At 75.3% G+C, this 14,766-nt stretch carries 18 protein-coding genes; 10 read left to right on the top strand and 8 right to left on the bottom strand.

Going from position 1 to position 14,766, the window contains the following annotated elements; all coding sequences use genetic code 11:
* Positions 1-247 (bottom strand): STAS domain-containing protein (locus VGB14_18635; GenBank protein ID HEX9994949.1); only part of this gene is annotated, 247 nt, incomplete at its 3' end.
* A 52-nt stretch (positions 248-299) separates the two neighbouring features.
* Positions 300-1,028 (bottom strand): hypothetical protein, encoded by a 729-nt coding sequence (locus VGB14_18640; protein ID HEX9994950.1) that lies wholly within the window; start codon positions 1,026-1,028, stop codon positions 300-302.
* Positions 1,029-1,073: 45 nt separating this feature from the next.
* On the opposite strand from VGB14_18640, the gene VGB14_18645 reads away from it, so the two are divergent.
* Genes VGB14_18645 through VGB14_18655 form a run of 3 tightly spaced genes read left to right on the top strand, consistent with a single transcriptional unit; the run spans position 1,074 to position 3,192 of the window.
* Positions 1,074-2,015: an NAD(P)/FAD-dependent oxidoreductase gene (locus tag VGB14_18645; protein ID HEX9994951.1), complete on the top strand. Its 942-nt coding sequence runs from the start codon at positions 1,074-1,076 to the stop codon at positions 2,013-2,015.
* Positions 2,016-2,024: 9 nt separating this feature from the next.
* Complete coding sequence (locus VGB14_18650; GenBank protein HEX9994952.1) at positions 2,025-2,600, top strand: hemerythrin domain-containing protein; 576 nt, start codon at positions 2,025-2,027, stop codon at positions 2,598-2,600.
* A gap of 1 nt (position 2,601) precedes the next feature.
* The gene (locus VGB14_18655; GenBank protein ID HEX9994953.1) at positions 2,602-3,192 is read left to right on the top strand and encodes a hemerythrin domain-containing protein; all 591 of its coding nucleotides are present in this window, start codon (positions 2,602-2,604) and stop codon (positions 3,190-3,192) included.
* Positions 3,193-3,240: 48 nt separating this feature from the next.
* On the opposite strand, the gene VGB14_18660 is transcribed toward VGB14_18655, so the two are convergent.
* Complete coding sequence (locus VGB14_18660) at positions 3,241-3,948, bottom strand: alpha/beta hydrolase (GenBank protein HEX9994954.1); 708 nt, start codon at positions 3,946-3,948, stop codon at positions 3,241-3,243.
* A 125-nt stretch (positions 3,949-4,073) separates the two neighbouring features.
* Complete coding sequence (locus tag VGB14_18665) at positions 4,074-4,274, bottom strand: hypothetical protein (GenBank protein HEX9994955.1); 201 nt, start codon at positions 4,272-4,274, stop codon at positions 4,074-4,076.
* A 103-nt stretch (positions 4,275-4,377) separates the two neighbouring features.
* Between VGB14_18665 and VGB14_18670 the strand changes: the two genes are divergently transcribed.
* From VGB14_18670 to VGB14_18685, 4 genes are read left to right on the top strand one after another with little or no spacing between them, the layout of a single operon-like run.
* Positions 4,378-4,995: a TetR family transcriptional regulator gene (locus tag VGB14_18670; protein ID HEX9994956.1), complete on the top strand. Its 618-nt coding sequence runs from the start codon at positions 4,378-4,380 to the stop codon at positions 4,993-4,995.
* A 5-nt stretch (positions 4,996-5,000) separates the two neighbouring features.
* Complete coding sequence (locus VGB14_18675; GenBank protein ID HEX9994957.1) at positions 5,001-6,620, top strand: MDR family MFS transporter; 1,620 nt, start codon at positions 5,001-5,003, stop codon at positions 6,618-6,620.
* A 17-nt stretch (positions 6,621-6,637) separates the two neighbouring features.
* Positions 6,638-7,138, top strand: coding sequence for a GNAT family N-acetyltransferase (locus tag VGB14_18680; GenBank protein HEX9994958.1), 501 nt, complete (start codon positions 6,638-6,640; stop codon positions 7,136-7,138).
* 52 nt (positions 7,139-7,190) lie between these two features.
* Positions 7,191-8,597: a wax ester/triacylglycerol synthase family O-acyltransferase gene (locus VGB14_18685; GenBank protein HEX9994959.1), complete on the top strand. Its 1,407-nt coding sequence runs from the start codon at positions 7,191-7,193 to the stop codon at positions 8,595-8,597.
* A gap of 12 nt (positions 8,598-8,609) precedes the next feature.
* Here VGB14_18685 and VGB14_18690 read toward each other — a convergent pair whose 3' ends face one another.
* The 3 genes from VGB14_18690 to VGB14_18700 are packed head-to-tail and all read right to left on the bottom strand — an operon-like array spanning position 8,610 to position 11,813.
* Positions 8,610-10,010 (bottom strand): rhodanese-like domain-containing protein, encoded by a 1,401-nt coding sequence (locus VGB14_18690; protein HEX9994960.1) that lies wholly within the window; start codon positions 10,008-10,010, stop codon positions 8,610-8,612.
* Between the two features lie 22 nt (positions 10,011-10,032).
* Positions 10,033-10,845, bottom strand: a complete 813-nt coding sequence (locus VGB14_18695; protein HEX9994961.1) for an ABC transporter permease — start codon at positions 10,843-10,845, stop codon at positions 10,033-10,035.
* The gene (locus VGB14_18700) at positions 10,845-11,813 is read right to left on the bottom strand and encodes an ATP-binding cassette domain-containing protein (GenBank protein HEX9994962.1); all 969 of its coding nucleotides are present in this window, start codon (positions 11,811-11,813) and stop codon (positions 10,845-10,847) included. Before VGB14_18700 ends, VGB14_18695 begins: the two co-directional genes overlap by 1 nt.
* Positions 11,814-11,890: 77 nt before the next feature.
* Between VGB14_18700 and VGB14_18705 the strand changes: the two genes are divergently transcribed.
* Genes VGB14_18705 through VGB14_18715 form a run of 3 tightly spaced genes read left to right on the top strand, consistent with a single transcriptional unit; the run spans position 11,891 to position 13,854 of the window.
* Positions 11,891-12,319, top strand: coding sequence for a MarR family transcriptional regulator (locus VGB14_18705; GenBank protein HEX9994963.1), 429 nt, complete (start codon positions 11,891-11,893; stop codon positions 12,317-12,319).
* A gap of 34 nt (positions 12,320-12,353) precedes the next feature.
* Positions 12,354-13,142 (top strand): thioesterase family protein, encoded by a 789-nt coding sequence (locus VGB14_18710; protein ID HEX9994964.1) that lies wholly within the window; start codon positions 12,354-12,356, stop codon positions 13,140-13,142.
* Positions 13,143-13,152: 10 nt separating this feature from the next.
* Positions 13,153-13,854 carry an alpha/beta hydrolase gene (locus tag VGB14_18715; GenBank protein ID HEX9994965.1) on the top strand — a complete coding sequence of 234 codons (702 nt, stop codon included), beginning with the start codon at positions 13,153-13,155 and terminating at the stop codon, positions 13,852-13,854.
* A gap of 3 nt (positions 13,855-13,857) precedes the next feature.
* On the opposite strand, the gene VGB14_18720 is transcribed toward VGB14_18715, so the two are convergent.
* The gene (locus VGB14_18720; GenBank protein HEX9994966.1) at positions 13,858-14,766 is read right to left on the bottom strand and encodes a fumarylacetoacetate hydrolase family protein; all 909 of its coding nucleotides are present in this window, start codon (positions 14,764-14,766) and stop codon (positions 13,858-13,860) included.

Consider the following 14,766-nt stretch of genomic DNA (forward strand, 5'->3'; position numbering starts at 1 on the left):
CGCCGCCCCTCGCCTCGAGCTCCTGCTGGGTCCGCATCAGCAGGCCAAGGCCGAGCGAGTCGATCAGCGACAGGTCCCGCACGTCGAGGACCAGCTCCCTGCCGGCCGCCTCGGGCACGACCCTGGCGAGGCAGGCCGAGAGCCGGTCGAGGGTGTACGCGTCCAGCTCGCCGCGCACGACGACGACCGGCCCGTCCGGCCCCCGCTGCACGTCGATCTCCAGCTGCTCCGGCGCCCCCTCGCCCATGGTCCAGCTCCCCTCCGCTGGCGACCATTCTGCCCCGGTGCCCGCCCGGGCGTCACCCACCGTCCGTCAGGGCCTCGATCAGCGCGTCCGGGTCGTCCACCGTCACGGTGGCGGCCGGGTGGCGCAGCAGCCCGAACGGCAGCGCCCCTCGGACCGGCCGGCGGAAGCGGATGCACACGCCACCCTTGGTGGACGTGGCGAACGTGACCCCGCGGTCGGCCACCGACAGGTGCGGCGGGCCGGCGATCTTCCACCAGGCGTACGGGCCGGTGCGCTCGGCGGCGTCGACGTTGTCGAGCGACGTGCGCAGGGACCACAGGCCGTAGCGGATGGTGACCGAGTCGCCGTCCACGTCGACCCACGCCGAGAACGGCGTGGCCCCGAACAGCGCGGCGACCGGGGCGACCGTCCACTCGAAGGCGAACGGGAACCGCACCCGCACGGCGTCGCCCGACGGCCGGGCCGGCGCCTCCACGGTCGTCTCGGCGGCCTGCTCGCGCCCGCCGCCGCCATCGGGCCCGCGCCCGTTGCGGCCTGCGCCGTTCGCACGGGCACCGTCGCGGTCGGCCGACCCCTCGTCGACGAGGGGCGGGATGGGTGGTGGACCGGTCGGCTTGTCCTGCTCGTGCTCGGGGTGATGGCCGGGGAGGTTGTCCTCGGGGATCGGGCCCATGGCGCCGGTGGTCGGCGGCGGCCCGCTGGACGCCTTGGCCTTGGCCGACCCCTCGCTGGTCGCGCCCCTGCCGCTGCGCCCGAGCTCCGGTTGCTGCGGATTGGTCATCGCCTGACGTACTGCCCGGACGGCCCGCCGGGTAATCGCAACCCCATGCCCCGCACGGATCTCGACGCCGACGTCCTCGTGGTGGGCGGTGGCCCGGCCGGCCTCAGCGCCGCGACCTGGCTCGGCCGCTACCGCCGGAGCACGGTCGTCGTCGACGACGAGCGCCCGAGGAACCGGTGGACCGACCTCACCCACGGCTACCTCGGCGCCGACCCGATCGACCCCGCCGAGCTGCGGGCGAGGGGCAGGGAGGCCCTGCGCCGCTACGGCGTGCGGCTGCACATCGGCCGGGTCCACGGCGTCCGGCGGGACGGGGACGGCGGGGCGTTCGTCGCCGACATCGACGGCCAGCCGTGCCGCTTCCGGCGCGTCGTCCTCGCCAACGGCGTGGCCGACCGCTTCCCCGACGTCGACGGCTTCTTCGACCACTACGGCACGTCGGTGTTCCACTGCCCGAGCTGCGACGGGTACGAGGCGAGGGACCGCCCGGTGGCCGTGCTCGGCTGGGACGAGCACATCGCCGGCTTCGCCGCCGAGCTCACCGAGTGGGCGTCGTCGGTCACCGTCGTCACCGACGGGCGGGGCTTCGCCGCCGGCGACGAGCACCGGGACCGGCTGGCCGAGCTCGGCGTCGAGGTCGTCGACGACGTCGCCGCCCGGTTCACCGGCCGGCCGGGGGCGCTGACCGGCGTGGCGCTCGGCGGCGGCCGGGAGGTCCGGGCCGAGCTGGCGTTCTTCTCGATCGCCCACGACCGCAAGGACGACCTGGCCGACCCGCTCGGCTGCGAGCGGACCGAGGAGGAGTGCCTGGTCGTCGACGCCGACCAGCAGACGACCGTCGAGGGCGTCTACGCCGCCGGGGACATCACGCCCGGCCCCCAGCTCGTCCAGGTGGCGGCGGCCAAGGGCACGATCGCCGGCGTCGCGTGCGCGCTCTCGCTGTCCCCGAGACCCGTGGCGCGATTGGCCTCGCCGGACGAGGGGTAGCCGGTTGACGTGCACGCACTCACCGTTCTCGAACGAGACCACCGAACCGTCGACGACCTCTTCACCCGGTTCGAGCAGACGCCGCGGGACGACGCCGCCACCCTCGCCGACCTCCGCGACCAGATCCTCCGCGAGCTGTCGGTCCACGCCGTCATCGAGGAGCTGGTCTTCTATCCCGGCGTCCGCGAGGCCAACGCCGACCTCGCCGACCAGGTCCTCGAGGGCCTGGAGGAGCACCACGCCGTCAAGCTCATGCTGACCGAGCTCGAGAAGATCCTCCCCACCGCCGAGCGCTTCCGCCCGAAGATGACCGTGCTGATCGAGAACGTCCGCCACCACGTGAAGGAGGAGGAGGAGGACCTCTTCCCGATGGTGCGCGAGGCGCTCACCGAGGAGCAGCTCCAGGAGATGGGCGAGGCGCTCGAGAAGGCGAGGGCGACCGCGCCCACCCGTCCCCACCCCTTCCAGCCCGACCAGCCGCCGCTGAACGCCCTGCTCGGGATGCCCGTCGCCGCCTTCGACCGGGTGTTCACGACGGCCCGCCAGGCCGTGGAGCGGGTCATCACGTCGAGGAAGGCGTCCTGACATGGCCGACGTCATCACCCTGCTGAACCAGGACCACCGCGAGGTCGAGCAGCTGTTCGCCGAGTTCCGGTCCACCCAGGACCCGGCGGTCGTCGACCAGATCTGCGAGGAGCTGACCGTCCACGCGGCGGTCGAGGAGGAGGTCGTCTACCCGGTCCTCGAGCGGATCGACGCCGACCTCGAGCAGGAGGCCGAGGAGGAGCACGACCAGGCCAAGCAGCTGATCGTCCAGATCCAGAGCCTCACCACCGGCGACCCGCAGCTCGGCGAGCTGATGCGCCAGCTCGAGGACGCCGTCCAGCACCACGTGCAGGAGGAGGAGGACGAGGCCTGGCCGAAGCTCCGCGAGGGCGCGGGCGACCAGCTCGACGACCTCGGCGCCCGGGTGGAGCAGCGCAAGCAGGAGCTGCTCCAGGCCGGCGTCGACCTCGGCGCCGACGACCCGGCCGCCGCGGCCGGCAGCGCCGGCGGCTCGGTGCCGGAGGACGCCACCAAGGAGGAGCTCTACGAGCGGGCCAAGGAGGCCGGCGTCGAGGGCCGCTCCACGATGGACAAGGACGAGCTGCGGGAGGCGGTCGAGGGGCAGGGCTAGCCGCTGGCCGCCGCGCACCCGGCCGGCCGCTCCCGCCCCCCGCCGGGGTCAGGGGGCGGCCGGCGGCGCGCCCGGGCCCGGGAACGGGCCGGTGAGGCCCTCGTCGGCGAGGAAGCGGGCGACGGCGGCGGCCAGGCCGCCGGGCCAGCCGTGGACGAGCGTGTGGGCGCCGCCGGCGACCGTCGCCGTGCGGCCCCGCGGCGCCAGGCGGGCGACCTCGGCCGCCCAGGCCGGCGGCGCCACCGTGTCGTGCTCGCCCCGCACGACGAGCACCGGCGCGGCGACCGACGGCAGCGCCCGCTCGGGCTCGTCGGTCAGCATGGCGGCGTAGGTGGCGGCGGCCCGGCGGGGCCCGCTCGCCACGAGGTCGGCGGCCACCACGGCGGCGAGCGACCGCCGCTCGCGCGGCACGTCGGCCAGCCAGCGGCGGGCGTGGCCCCACGGCGAGCGGGCGGCCGGGTCGCCCGTGGGGCCGGTAAGGACGAGGGCGGCGACCAGGCCGGGGCGCTCGACGGCGAGGCGGACGGCGACCTGGCAGCCGAGCGAGTTGGCGACGAGCACGGCCCGTCCCGCCCCGGCGGCGTCGACCCAGCGGGCGAGGGTGCGGGCCAGGCCGGCGACGTCGAGGGCGCGACGGGGACCGGGGGTGCGGCCGAACCCCGGGAGGTCGGGCGCGGCGACCGGGGCCAGCCGGGCCAGCGCCCGGGCGGCCGGCACCGTCGACCGGCTGGAGACGACGAGGCCGTGCACGAGCACGAACGGCGGGGCGGTCGGCCGCCGGGGCCCCGCCCAGACGCGGGCGTGGACGGCCCACGGGGGGACGGGGAGGCGCGACGGGTGCCCGCGGCGGGGCGGGCGGCGGTCGGTCAGGCGGGGGTCGGTCAGGCGGCGCGGCGGACGACGACCGGGACGCCCTCGGCGACCAGGCGGTGCGCCTCGCGCATCGTGATCGGCACCGTGCGCGGCAGGCGGTGGGTGACCCCGCCCGCCGTGGCGTGCACGCCGGAGCCGTCGACGGTGACGACGACCCAGGCCACCCGCCGGAGGCCGGCGGACGGGCACGACGGCGAGCGACCGCGCATGGCCCGTTAGGGTTGCCTATCACCGGAGCCGGGTCAAGGGCCGGGGCCACTGTTGCAGCGAATGCAATGTTGCAGTGACTGCAACTTCGGGTACCGTTGCTCCGTGCACGAGGAGCCGGGGCGCAGGGAGCGCAAGAAGATCGCCACCAGGGAGGCGCTGTCGGCCGCCGCGCTGCGCCTGGCCGCCGAACGCGGGCCCGACGCGGTCACCGTCGACGAGATCAGCCGGGCCGCCGACGTGTCGCCCCGCACCTTCTTCAACTACTTCGCCACCAAGGAGGACGCCATCCTCGGCGTCGACCCCGAGCGGGCCGTCGAGGCCGCCGGGCGGCTCGCCTCCCGGCCGGCCGACGAGGCGCCCCTCGACGCCCTGCTGGCCACCCTGACCGAGGCGTCGCGCAGCCTCGACGAGCGGGCCGAGGACTGGAGCCTGCGGATGCGGCTCGTGCGCGAGCACCCGTCCCTGTTCCCCCGCTACGTCGCCGGGTTCGCCGCCATCGAGCGCGAGCTGGTCGCCGCCGTCGCCGAGCGCTGCGGCCTCGACCCCAGGACCAGCGTCTACCCCGCGCTCGTCGTCGCCGTCGGGCTCACCGCCATGCGGGTGGCGGTCGAGCACTGGCAGGCGACCGACCGGTCCCCCTCGGTCCAGGACCTCCTGGCCGACGCCTTCGCCCACGTCGCCGGCGGCCTCACCGCGCCGGTCCCCGCCCTCCACGGATGAGCACGATGACCACGATCACCGACGCCCCGCCCGGCGCCCTCCGCCACCGCCAGATCCTCGTGGTCTTCAGCGCGCTCATGCTCGGCATGCTGCTCGCCGCGCTCGACCAGACGATCGTGGCCACCGCCCTCCCGACCATCGTCGGCGACCTCGGAGGCCTCAACCACCTCTCCTGGGTGGTGACCGCGTACCTGCTGGCCGCTACCGTCTCCACGCCGCTCTACGGCAAGCTCGGCGACCTCTACGGCCGCAAGCGCCTATTCCAGGCGGCCATCGTCATCTTCCTGACCGGCAGCGCCCTGTCGGGGGCGTCGACCTCGATGGGCCAGCTCATCGCCTTCCGGGCCGTCCAGGGGCTCGGCGGCGGCGGCCTGATCGTGCTGGCCATGGCGATCATCGCCGACGTCGTCAGCCCCCGGGAGCGGGGCCGCTACCAGGGCTACTTCGGTGCCCTGTTCGGCGCGTCCAGCGTGGCCGGGCCGCTGCTCGGCGGGTTCTTCACCGACAACCTCTCCTGGCGCTGGGTGTTCTACGTCAACCTGCCCCTCGGGATCGCCGCCCTGCTCGTCACGATGGTGGCGCTGCCCGCCCCCGCCCGCCGGGCCGGCGCCCGCATCGACTACGTCGGCGCCGCCCTCCTCACCGCGGCGATCAGCTGCATCGTGCTCGTGACGACCTGGGGCGGCACCGAGATGGAGTGGGGCTCGCCGACCATCGTCGGCATGTCCGTGGCCTCGGTCGCCCTGCTGGCGGTGTTCTTCGTCGTCGAGCGGCGGGCCCCCGAGCCCCTGCTCCCCCTCCGGCTGTTCCAGGGCCGGGTCTTCTCGGTGTCGACGGTCGTCAGCTTCATCGTCGGCGTCGCCATGTTCGGCGGGATCAGCTACCTCCCGCTGTTCCTCCAGGTCGGCGGCGGCGTGTCGGCCACCAACTCCGGGCTGCTGCTCCTCCCGCTGATGCTCGGCCTGCTCGGGGCGTCGGTCGTCGCCGGCCAGCTGACGTCGCGCACCGGGCGGTACAAGCGCTTCCCGATCGCCGGCATGGCCGTCGCCACCGTCGGCATGGTCCTGCTGTCGACCATGGGCCCCGACACCAGCCGGATCGTGTCCGGCGTGTACATGGCGGTGCTCGGCATCGGCATCGGCCTCGTCATGCAGATCCTCGTGCTCGCCACCCAGAACTCGGTGCAGGTGGCCGACCTGGGCGTGGCGACGGCGTCGGTCAGCTTCTTCCGCTCGGTCGGCGGCTCGATCGGCGTCGCCCTGTTCGGGGCCCTGTTCAACGCCCGCCTGAGCGCCGAGCTGGCCGCCACCGTCCCCCCGTCGGTGCGGGGCGCGTTCGACCCGACCTCGATCACCCCCGAGTCGCTCGACGCCCTGCCCGGCGCCGTCCGCGGCGACGTGGTCGGCGCGTTCGCGTCGGCCATCACCGACGTGTTCCTGCTCGCCGTCCCGCTGCTGGTCGTCGGCTTCGGCGTCGCCTGGCTGTTGAAGGAGATCCCGCTGCGGACGACGGCCCACGGCGCCGTCCGGCTCGAGGAGGCCGAGGCGTCCGTCGCCGCCGCGGCCCCGGCCCAGGCCAGCCCGGTCGCCGCCGGCGCCATCATCGAGGGCAGCGCCGCCCGCTGATCGGCCAAGATCGCGGCGTGCGGGCTGCGATCGCCGTCGAGGGGATGGAAGCGGGCGACTGGCCCGCCGTCCGGGCCATCTACGCGGCCGGGATCGCCACCGGGCACGCCACGTTCGAGACCGACGTGCCGGGGTGGAAGGCGTGGGACGCCGCCCACCTGCCCGACCACCGCTTCGTCGCCAGGGACGCCGACGGCACCGTCGTCGGCTGGGTGGCGGCCAGCCCGGTGTCGGATCGGTGCGCCTACGCCGGGGTGGTCGAGGGCAGCGTCTACGTCCACCCCGACCACCGGGGCCGGGGGGTCGGCCGGGCGCTGCTCGAGGCGCTCGTGGCGTCCACGGAGGCGGCCGGCGTGTGGACGATCCAGACCGGCATCTTCCCGGAGAACGAGGCCAGCATCCGGCTGCACGAGGCCTGCGGGTTCCGCCGGGTCGGCGTCAGGGAGCGGCTCGGCCGCCTCGACGGCCGGTGGCGGGACGTGGTCCTGCTGGAGCGGCGCAGCCCGGTCGTGGGCTGACCCGGCCGCCCCCGTGGGTAGGCCAGCGGGCAGGACGAGCAGAGGGGGTCCCATGACCGTCGAGAGGATGAGCCCGCTCGACGCCTCGTTCCTCCACATCGAGGACGGCGTCAACCACATGCACATCGCCTCGGTGGCCCTGTTCGAGGGCCCGGCCCCCGCCTACGCGGACGTGGTGGCGATGGTGCGGGCGAAGCTGCCGCTCGTCCCCCGCTACCGGCAGGTGGTGCGGTCGGTGCCCTTCGACCTCGGCCGGCCGGTGTGGGTGGACGACGAGCACTTCAACATCGAGTACCACGTCCGCCACACCGCCCTGCCGCCGCCCGGCACCGACGCCGAGCTGCGCCGCCTGGTCGGCCGGGTCATGTCCCAGCAGCTCGACCGGGCCCGCCCGCTGTGGGAGCTCTGGATGGTCGAGGGCCTGGAGGACGGGCGCTGGGCGGTGCTGTCGAAGACCCACCACTGCATGGTCGACGGGGTGTCGGGCACCGACCTGCTCTCGGTGGTCATGGACACCTCGCCCGAGCCGCCGCCCCGCCTCGAGGACCCGTGGGAGCCCGAGCCGGCCCCGACCAGGGTCGCCCTGGCCGCCGGCGCCGTCATCGACCTGGCCCGCAGCCCGTACGAGCAGTTCAGGGCCGTGCGCTCGGCGACCAGGGTGCCCCGCCAGTTCGTGGCCCAGGTGCGGGACGTGGCCGCCGGCGTGTCGGCCTCGGCCGGCCTCGCCCGCCCGACCCCGCACTCGACCCTCAACGGGCCCATCGGCCCCCACCGCCGCTACGCGTGGGCGTCGACGACGGTCGACGACATCAAGGCCATCCGCCGGGCGCTCGGCGGCACCTTCAACGACGTGGTCCTCGCCGTCATCACCCGCGGGTTCCGGGACCTGCTCCTGTCGAGGGGCGAGCCCGTCGACCGGGTGGTGCGCACGCTCGTGCCCGTGTCGCTGCGGCCGAGGGACGTGACCGGCAAGGCCGTCGGCGACAACACCCTGGCCAACAAGGTGTCGGCCATGTTCGCCTCGCTCCCGGTCGGCATCGACGACCCGGTGGAGCGGCTGTCGGCCGTCAGCGAGCAGATGAAGGGGCTGAAGGAGTCCCGCCAGGCCATGGCCGGCGAGGCCCTCACCTCGCTGTCGGGCTTCGCCCCGCCCATGCTCCTCGCCCTCGGCACCCGCCTCGCCTTCCGGCTCCCCCAACGGGCGCTGAACACGGTGACGACGAACGTGCCCGGCCCGCAGACCCCGCTCTACATCTGCGGCCGGCGCATGCTGCGGGCCTTCCCGTACGTGCCGATCGCCGGGCACATCCGGGTCGGCGTCGCCATCTTCTCCTACGCCGGCGAGGTCAGCTTCGGGGTGACCGGCGACTTCGACCACGCCCCCGACGTCCAGGTGCTCTGCGACGGCATCCTCGAGGGCGTGGCCGAGCTGCTCAAGCGGGCCGACGAGGTGGCGTAGCGAGCGGGCCGCTCAGCGGGCGGCCGCGCCGGCCGGCTCGACCGGCAGCCCGGCCGCCCGCCAGGCCGCGAACCCGCCCTGCACGTCGGCCACCCGGCCGAACCCCCTCGCCCGCAGCACGGAGGCGGCGATCGAGGACCGGTAGCCGCCGGCGCAGTAGACGACGGTCGGGCGGGCCGGGTCGAGCTCGCCCAGCCGGTCGAGCAGGCGGGGCATCGGGATCGTCACCGCGCCGGGCACGACGCCGCTCTCCAGCTCGCCCGGGTTGCGGACGTCCACCACCTGGAGGTCGGGCTCGTCGAGCCGCCAGCCGTCCAGGTCGGCGGCGCCGAGCCGGGGCGCCCGCTCGGCCAGGTCGGGCCGCTCGGCCAGCAGCCGCTCGACGTCGGGCACGGCCCCGACGACCCGGTCGAAGCCGATGCGGGCGAGCCGCACCCTGGCCTCGCCGACCCGGCCGGCGTCGGCGACGACGACGACGGCGTCGCCCGGCCGCACGACGTCGCCCGCGTACTCGGCGAAGCGGCCGTCCAGGCCGACGTTCACCGAGCCCCGCAGGTGCCCGGACGCGAACGCCTCGGGCGACCGGCCGTCGAGCACGACCGCCCCCTCGGCCTGGTGGCGGACCACGTCCTCGGCCCCGAGCGCCGGCGGGGCCGACCCCTCGTCCAGCAGCCGGCGCTCCCGCCGGTTGGCCTCGGCGGCGTACGAGAAGTACGCCGGCGCCACCGACTGGCCCTCGGTCACCACCCGCACGAACTCGTCCTCGGTCATCGGCTGGAGGGCGTAGTTCAGCCGCCGCTGCTCGCCGATCGTCGACGACACGGCGTCGGACATGGCCTTGCCGCACGCCGAGCCGGCTCCGTGGGCCGGGTAGACCCTCGTGGCGTCGGGCAGGGACAGCAACTCCTCGTGGAGCGACCGGTGGAGCCGGCGGGCCAGGTCCTCCGCCGTCCACCCGGCCGAGGACAGCAGGTCGGGCCGGCCCACGTCGCCGACGAACAGGGTGTCGCCGGTGAGCACCGCCCACGGGGGCCCGTCGGGCGTCTCGTGGACGACCACGCAGATCGACTCCGGGGTGTGGCCCGGGGTGTGGCGCACCTCGAGGGTCACCTGCCCGAGGGACAGGCGCTGCCCGTGGGCGAGGGGCTCGATCGGGAAGTCGGGCCGGGCCTCGCTGCCGTAGGAGATCGCCGCGCCGGTGGCCGCGGCCAGCTCCAGGTGGCCGGACAGGAAGTCGGCGTGGAAGTGGGTCTCGATCACCCGCTCGACGCGCAGGCCGGCGGCCTCGGCGTCGGCCAGGTAGCCGGACACGTCCCGCTGGGGGTCGACGACGACCGCCCGCCCCGTGGTCTCGTCCCCCACCAGGTAGCTGAACAGCGACAGGCAGCCGAGCTGGTACTGGCGGAAGAACACCGGCCGGAGGGTACCGCCGGCCTCAGGTGGACCGGCGGTACCTGGCCACGCCGAGGGGCGCGAACAGGGCGACGATGGCGATCGCCCAGGCGATGGCGCCGAGCAGGTAGCCCCTCGTCGGGCCGCCCATCGAGAGCGCCCTGGCCGCCTCGACGGTGACCGACACCGGCTGCACGTCGTTGTAGGCCTGGAGCCAGCCCGGCATGGTCGCCTTGGGCACGAAGGCCGACGAGGCGAACACGAGCAGGGCGAGGATCGGGAACGAGCCGGCCTGGGCGGCCTCCGCGTTCGGGGCCCGCAGGCCGATCAGCACGAAAACCCACGACAGGGCGAACGAGAACGCCAGCAGCAGCAGGATCGAGGCGGCGAACGGCACCGGACCGGTGTGGACTCGGAAGCCGACGGCGAACCCGACGCCGATCATCAGGAGGACGACGACGACGTTGCGGACGAGGTCGGCGACGGTGCGGCCGGCGATCACCGCCGAGCGGGCCATGGGCAGGGACCGGAAGCGCTCGATCATGCCCTTGTGCAGGTCCTCGGACAGGCCGATGCCGGTGCTGATCGAGCCGAAGGCGACCGTCTGGACGAACACGCCGGGCATCAGGAAGTCGACGTAGTCGAACCCCGGCGTGCGGATGGCGCCACCGAACACGTAGCGGAAGGTCAGCACGAAGATCACCGGCTGGATCGTGCTGAACACGATCACCTCGGGCGTCCTCGACATGGCCTTGAGGTTGCGCCAGGTCACGGCGGCGGTGTCGGCCAGGGCGGTGGCGAGCGCCGAGCGGCGCTCCACGGTCGGCACGGCCGCGGGGGCGGTCACGGCGGCCATCAGCGGTCCTCCTCCTCGTCGTCGTCGGCGACCTCGGCGGGGCGCCCGGTCAGGGTCAGGAACACGTCGTCGAGGCTCGGCTCGCGGACGGTGAGGGCGGCCGGCTCGAGGCCGGCGGCGTCGAGGCGGCGGACGGTGGCGAGCAGGGCAGGGCCGCCGTCGGCCACCTTGACCTCGACGGTCCGGTCGTCGTCGCCGAGGTCCACGGGGCCGACGTCGGACAGCGCGTGCTTGGCCTGGTCGACGTCGCCGGGGCCGGCCAGCTCGACGTGGATGATCGTGGTGCCGAGGCGGGCCTTCAGCTCGGCGGCCGTCCCCTCGGCGATGACCCGGCCGTGGTCGACGACCATGATCCGGTCCGCCAGCCGGTCGACCTCCTCGAGGTACTGGGTGGTGAGGAGCAGGGTCGTGCCCTCGGCCTGGAGCTCCTCGATCACGCCCCACAGGTCGAGGCGGCTCCTGGGGTCGAGGCCGGTGGTCGGCTCGTCGAGGAACAGCACGGGCGGCCGGTGCACGAGGGCGGCGGCGAGGTCGAGGCGGCGGCGCATGCCGCCCGAGTAGGTCTTCACCGGCCGGTCGGCGGCGTCGGCCAGCCGGAAGCGGTCGAGCAGCTCGCCCGCCCTCGGCACGATCGAGCGGCGGGGCTGGTGGGTGAGCCGGCCGACCAGGATCAGGTTCTCCCGGCCGGTCAGGTTGTCGTCGACGGCGGCGAACTGGCCGGCCAGGCCGATGCGGGACCGCACCTCGCCGGCGTCGGCGACCACGTCGTGGCCGAGGATCGAGGCCCGGCCGGCGTCGGGCCGGATGATCGTGGTCAGGATGCGGACGGCGGTGGTCTTCCCGGCGCCGTTCGGGCCGAGCAGGCCGAGCACGGTCGCCGGCGGCACGGCGAGGTCGACCCCGTCGAGGGCCACGACCTTCCCGAACCGCTTGACGAGGCCCTCGGCCAGGATGGCGGGAGCGTCCATGGCCGTCACCCTCGCGCCGATGCTTGAGTGATGTCAACCGTTTGCTTCGCTCAACGGATCGGCGGTACGCTGGTCCTGTGGCCTCGAAGGAGGAGTCGGCCCGCGCCGCCTGGGGCGCCCTGACCCGCCTGTGGTTCAGCGACGAGCTCCACACCCAGCTCCACCGGGCCGTCGAGGCCGCGGGGCTTCCCCACCCCGGCGCCCTCAAGGCGCTCATGCACCTCGACGAGGACCGGGCGCCGGCGATGCGGTGGCTGGCCGAGCAGCTCCGCTGCGACGCCTCCTACGTCACCAGCCTGGTCGACCACCTGGAGGACCTGGAGCTGGTCGAGCGGCAGGTGTCGCCGACCGACCGGCGGGTGAAGCTCGTCCACCTCACCCCGGCCGGCCGGGCGGCGAGGGACAAGGCCAGGGACGTGCTGACCACCCCGCTCCCCGCCTTCGACCGCCTGACCGACGCGGAGGCGACGGCCCTGGCCCGCATCCTCGGCAAGCTGCTCGGTTGACGGGCGCCGCCCGCGGACTTGGCAAGCTGCCGGGGTGACGAGCGAGGAGCCGCTCTACCGGCGGGTCGACGGGCGGGTCGTGCCGTCGGGCCACACGACGGGTCCGTGGGACCCGGGCAGCCAGCACGCCGGCGCCCCGGCCGCCCTGCTGGCCGGGGCCGTCGAGGCCGCCGTCCCCGAGGGCATGGACGTCGTCCGCCTCGCCTACGAGGTCAACCGGCCGGTGCCGGTCGCCCCGGCCGACCTGCGCGTGGAGGTGACCCGGCCGGGCCGGCGGGTGTGCGGGGCGCGGGCCGAGCTGCTCGTGGCCGGCGACGTGCTGATCGCCCTGTCCGCCGTGGCCGTGCGCAGGGGCGACACGGCCGACGCCGCGGCGGACGGTGGCCCGCCGACCTTCCCCGGCCCGCTCGAGGCGCCCAGGGCCCGCTGGGGCTTCGGCGCCACCGAGGGCGACGCCTTCCACCTCACCGGGGTCGACGTCCGCGCCGTGCAGGGCCGGCCGGACGCGCCCGGCCCGGCCACCGCCTGGTTCCGCCTGACCCGGCCGGTGCTCGACGGCGACGGCCCGTCGCCCGTGCAGCGGGTGGCGGCGGCCGCCGACTTCGCCAACGGGCTGTCCTGGGTGGTCGACCCGGCCGACTGGCTGTTCGTCAACGTCGACCTCACCATCCACCTGGCCCGGCCGCCGGTCGGCGAGTGGGTGGCGATCGACGCGTCGACCACGCTCGGCCCGGCCGGCGCCGGGTGGGCTGAGGCCGCCATCTGGGACGAGCGGGGCCGGGTCGGCCGCTGCGCGCAGGCCCTCTACGTCGCCCGGCGTTAGCGTCGGCCCGATGGAGATCGTGCTGATCCCGGGCTTCTGGCTCGACGCCTCGTCGTGGGACGGCGTCACCCCGGTGCTGGAACGGGCCGGCCACCGCGTGCGCGCCCTGACCCTGCCCGGCCTCGAGTCGCCCGACGCCGACCGAGCCGGCATCGGCCTGCGCGACCACGTCGACGCCGTCGTCGCCGCCGTGGACGAGGCCGACGGGCCGGTCGTGCTCGTCGGGCACTCCGGGGGCGGCGCCATCGCCCACGCCGTCGCCGACGCCCGGCCCGACCGGGTGGCCCGGGTGGTGTACGTCGACTCCGGCCCGCTCGGCGACGGCGGCTCGATCAACGACGAGCTGCCCGAGGCCGGTGGCGAGATCCCGCTCCCCGACTGGTCGGCGTTCGACGAGGAGGACCTGCGCGACCTCGACGACGAGCTGCGGGCCGCCTTCCGGGCCAGGGCCGTCCCCCAGCCGGCCGGCGTGGCCCGCGACCCGCAGGTGCTGTCCGACGAGCGGCGCTACGACGTGCCGGCAACGGTCATCGCCTGCGAGTTCCCGAGCGAGCAGCTGCGCGAGTGGATCGCCGCCGGCCACCCCTACGTCGCCGAGCTGGCGGCCCTGCGCGACGTCGAGTACGTCGACCTGCCCACCGGCCACTGGCCCCAGTTCACGAGGCCGGCCGAGCTGGCCGACGCCATCCTCGCCGCCGTCGACCGGAGCTGACGCTCAGGGCCCCCCGTTGCCGGCCGGCACCGCGCTGTCGGCCGACGTCTCGCCGGCCAGGGGCGGCGGCTCGGCCTCCACCGGGTTCTCGATGGTGCCGACCCCCTCGACCTCGATGCGCACGACGTCGCCGGGCACCAGCCAGCTGGCCGGGTCCATGGCGAAGCCGACGCCGGCCGGCGTGCCGGTGGCGAGCACGTCGCCCGGCTCGAGGGTGAACGCCGTCGTGAGGTGCTCGACCATGGCCCAGCAGTCGAAGATGAGGTCGTCGGTCCTCGCGTCCTGGCGCAGCTCGCCGTTCACCCACGTGCGCAGGCGGAGGCCGTGCGGGTCGCCCAGCTCGTCGGTGGTGACGACCCACGGGCCGACCGGGCCGTGGGTGTCGAAGGACTTCCCCATCGTCCAGGTCGGCGACCGGAACTGCCAGTCGCGCACGCTGACGTCGTCGACCACGCAGAACCCGGCGACGACCTCGGCCGCCCTGGCCGCCGGGACGTGGCGGCAGCGCCGCCCGATCACGATCCCGAGCTCGCCCTCGTAGTCGACCTTGGTGGACACGACCGGCACCTGGATGGGGTCCCGAGGGCCGGTCACGCACGTCGACTGCTTGTTGAACCAGACCTGGTGGGGCGGCGGCTCGCCGCCCGACTCGCGGACGTGGTCGGCGTAGTTGAGGCCGATGGCGAGGAACTTCGGCGGCCGGAGGACGGGCGGGCCGAGCAGGGCCTCGTCGAGCGGGTGGCGGGGGGCGCGCCGGGCCGCGGCGGCGACGGCGTCGAGCGCGCCGCCGGCCAGCACGGCACCGACGTCGGGGCCGAGGCGGGGGTCGGCGGCGGTCACGTCGGCCACCTCGTCGCCGTCGACCACGACGACGTGCGGCCCCTCGGGCGTGCGCAGGGTGGCGAGCTTCAC

Source organism: Acidimicrobiales bacterium (assembly GCA_036399815.1).
GTDB lineage: Bacteria > Actinomycetota > Acidimicrobiia > Acidimicrobiales > DASWMK01 > DASWMK01.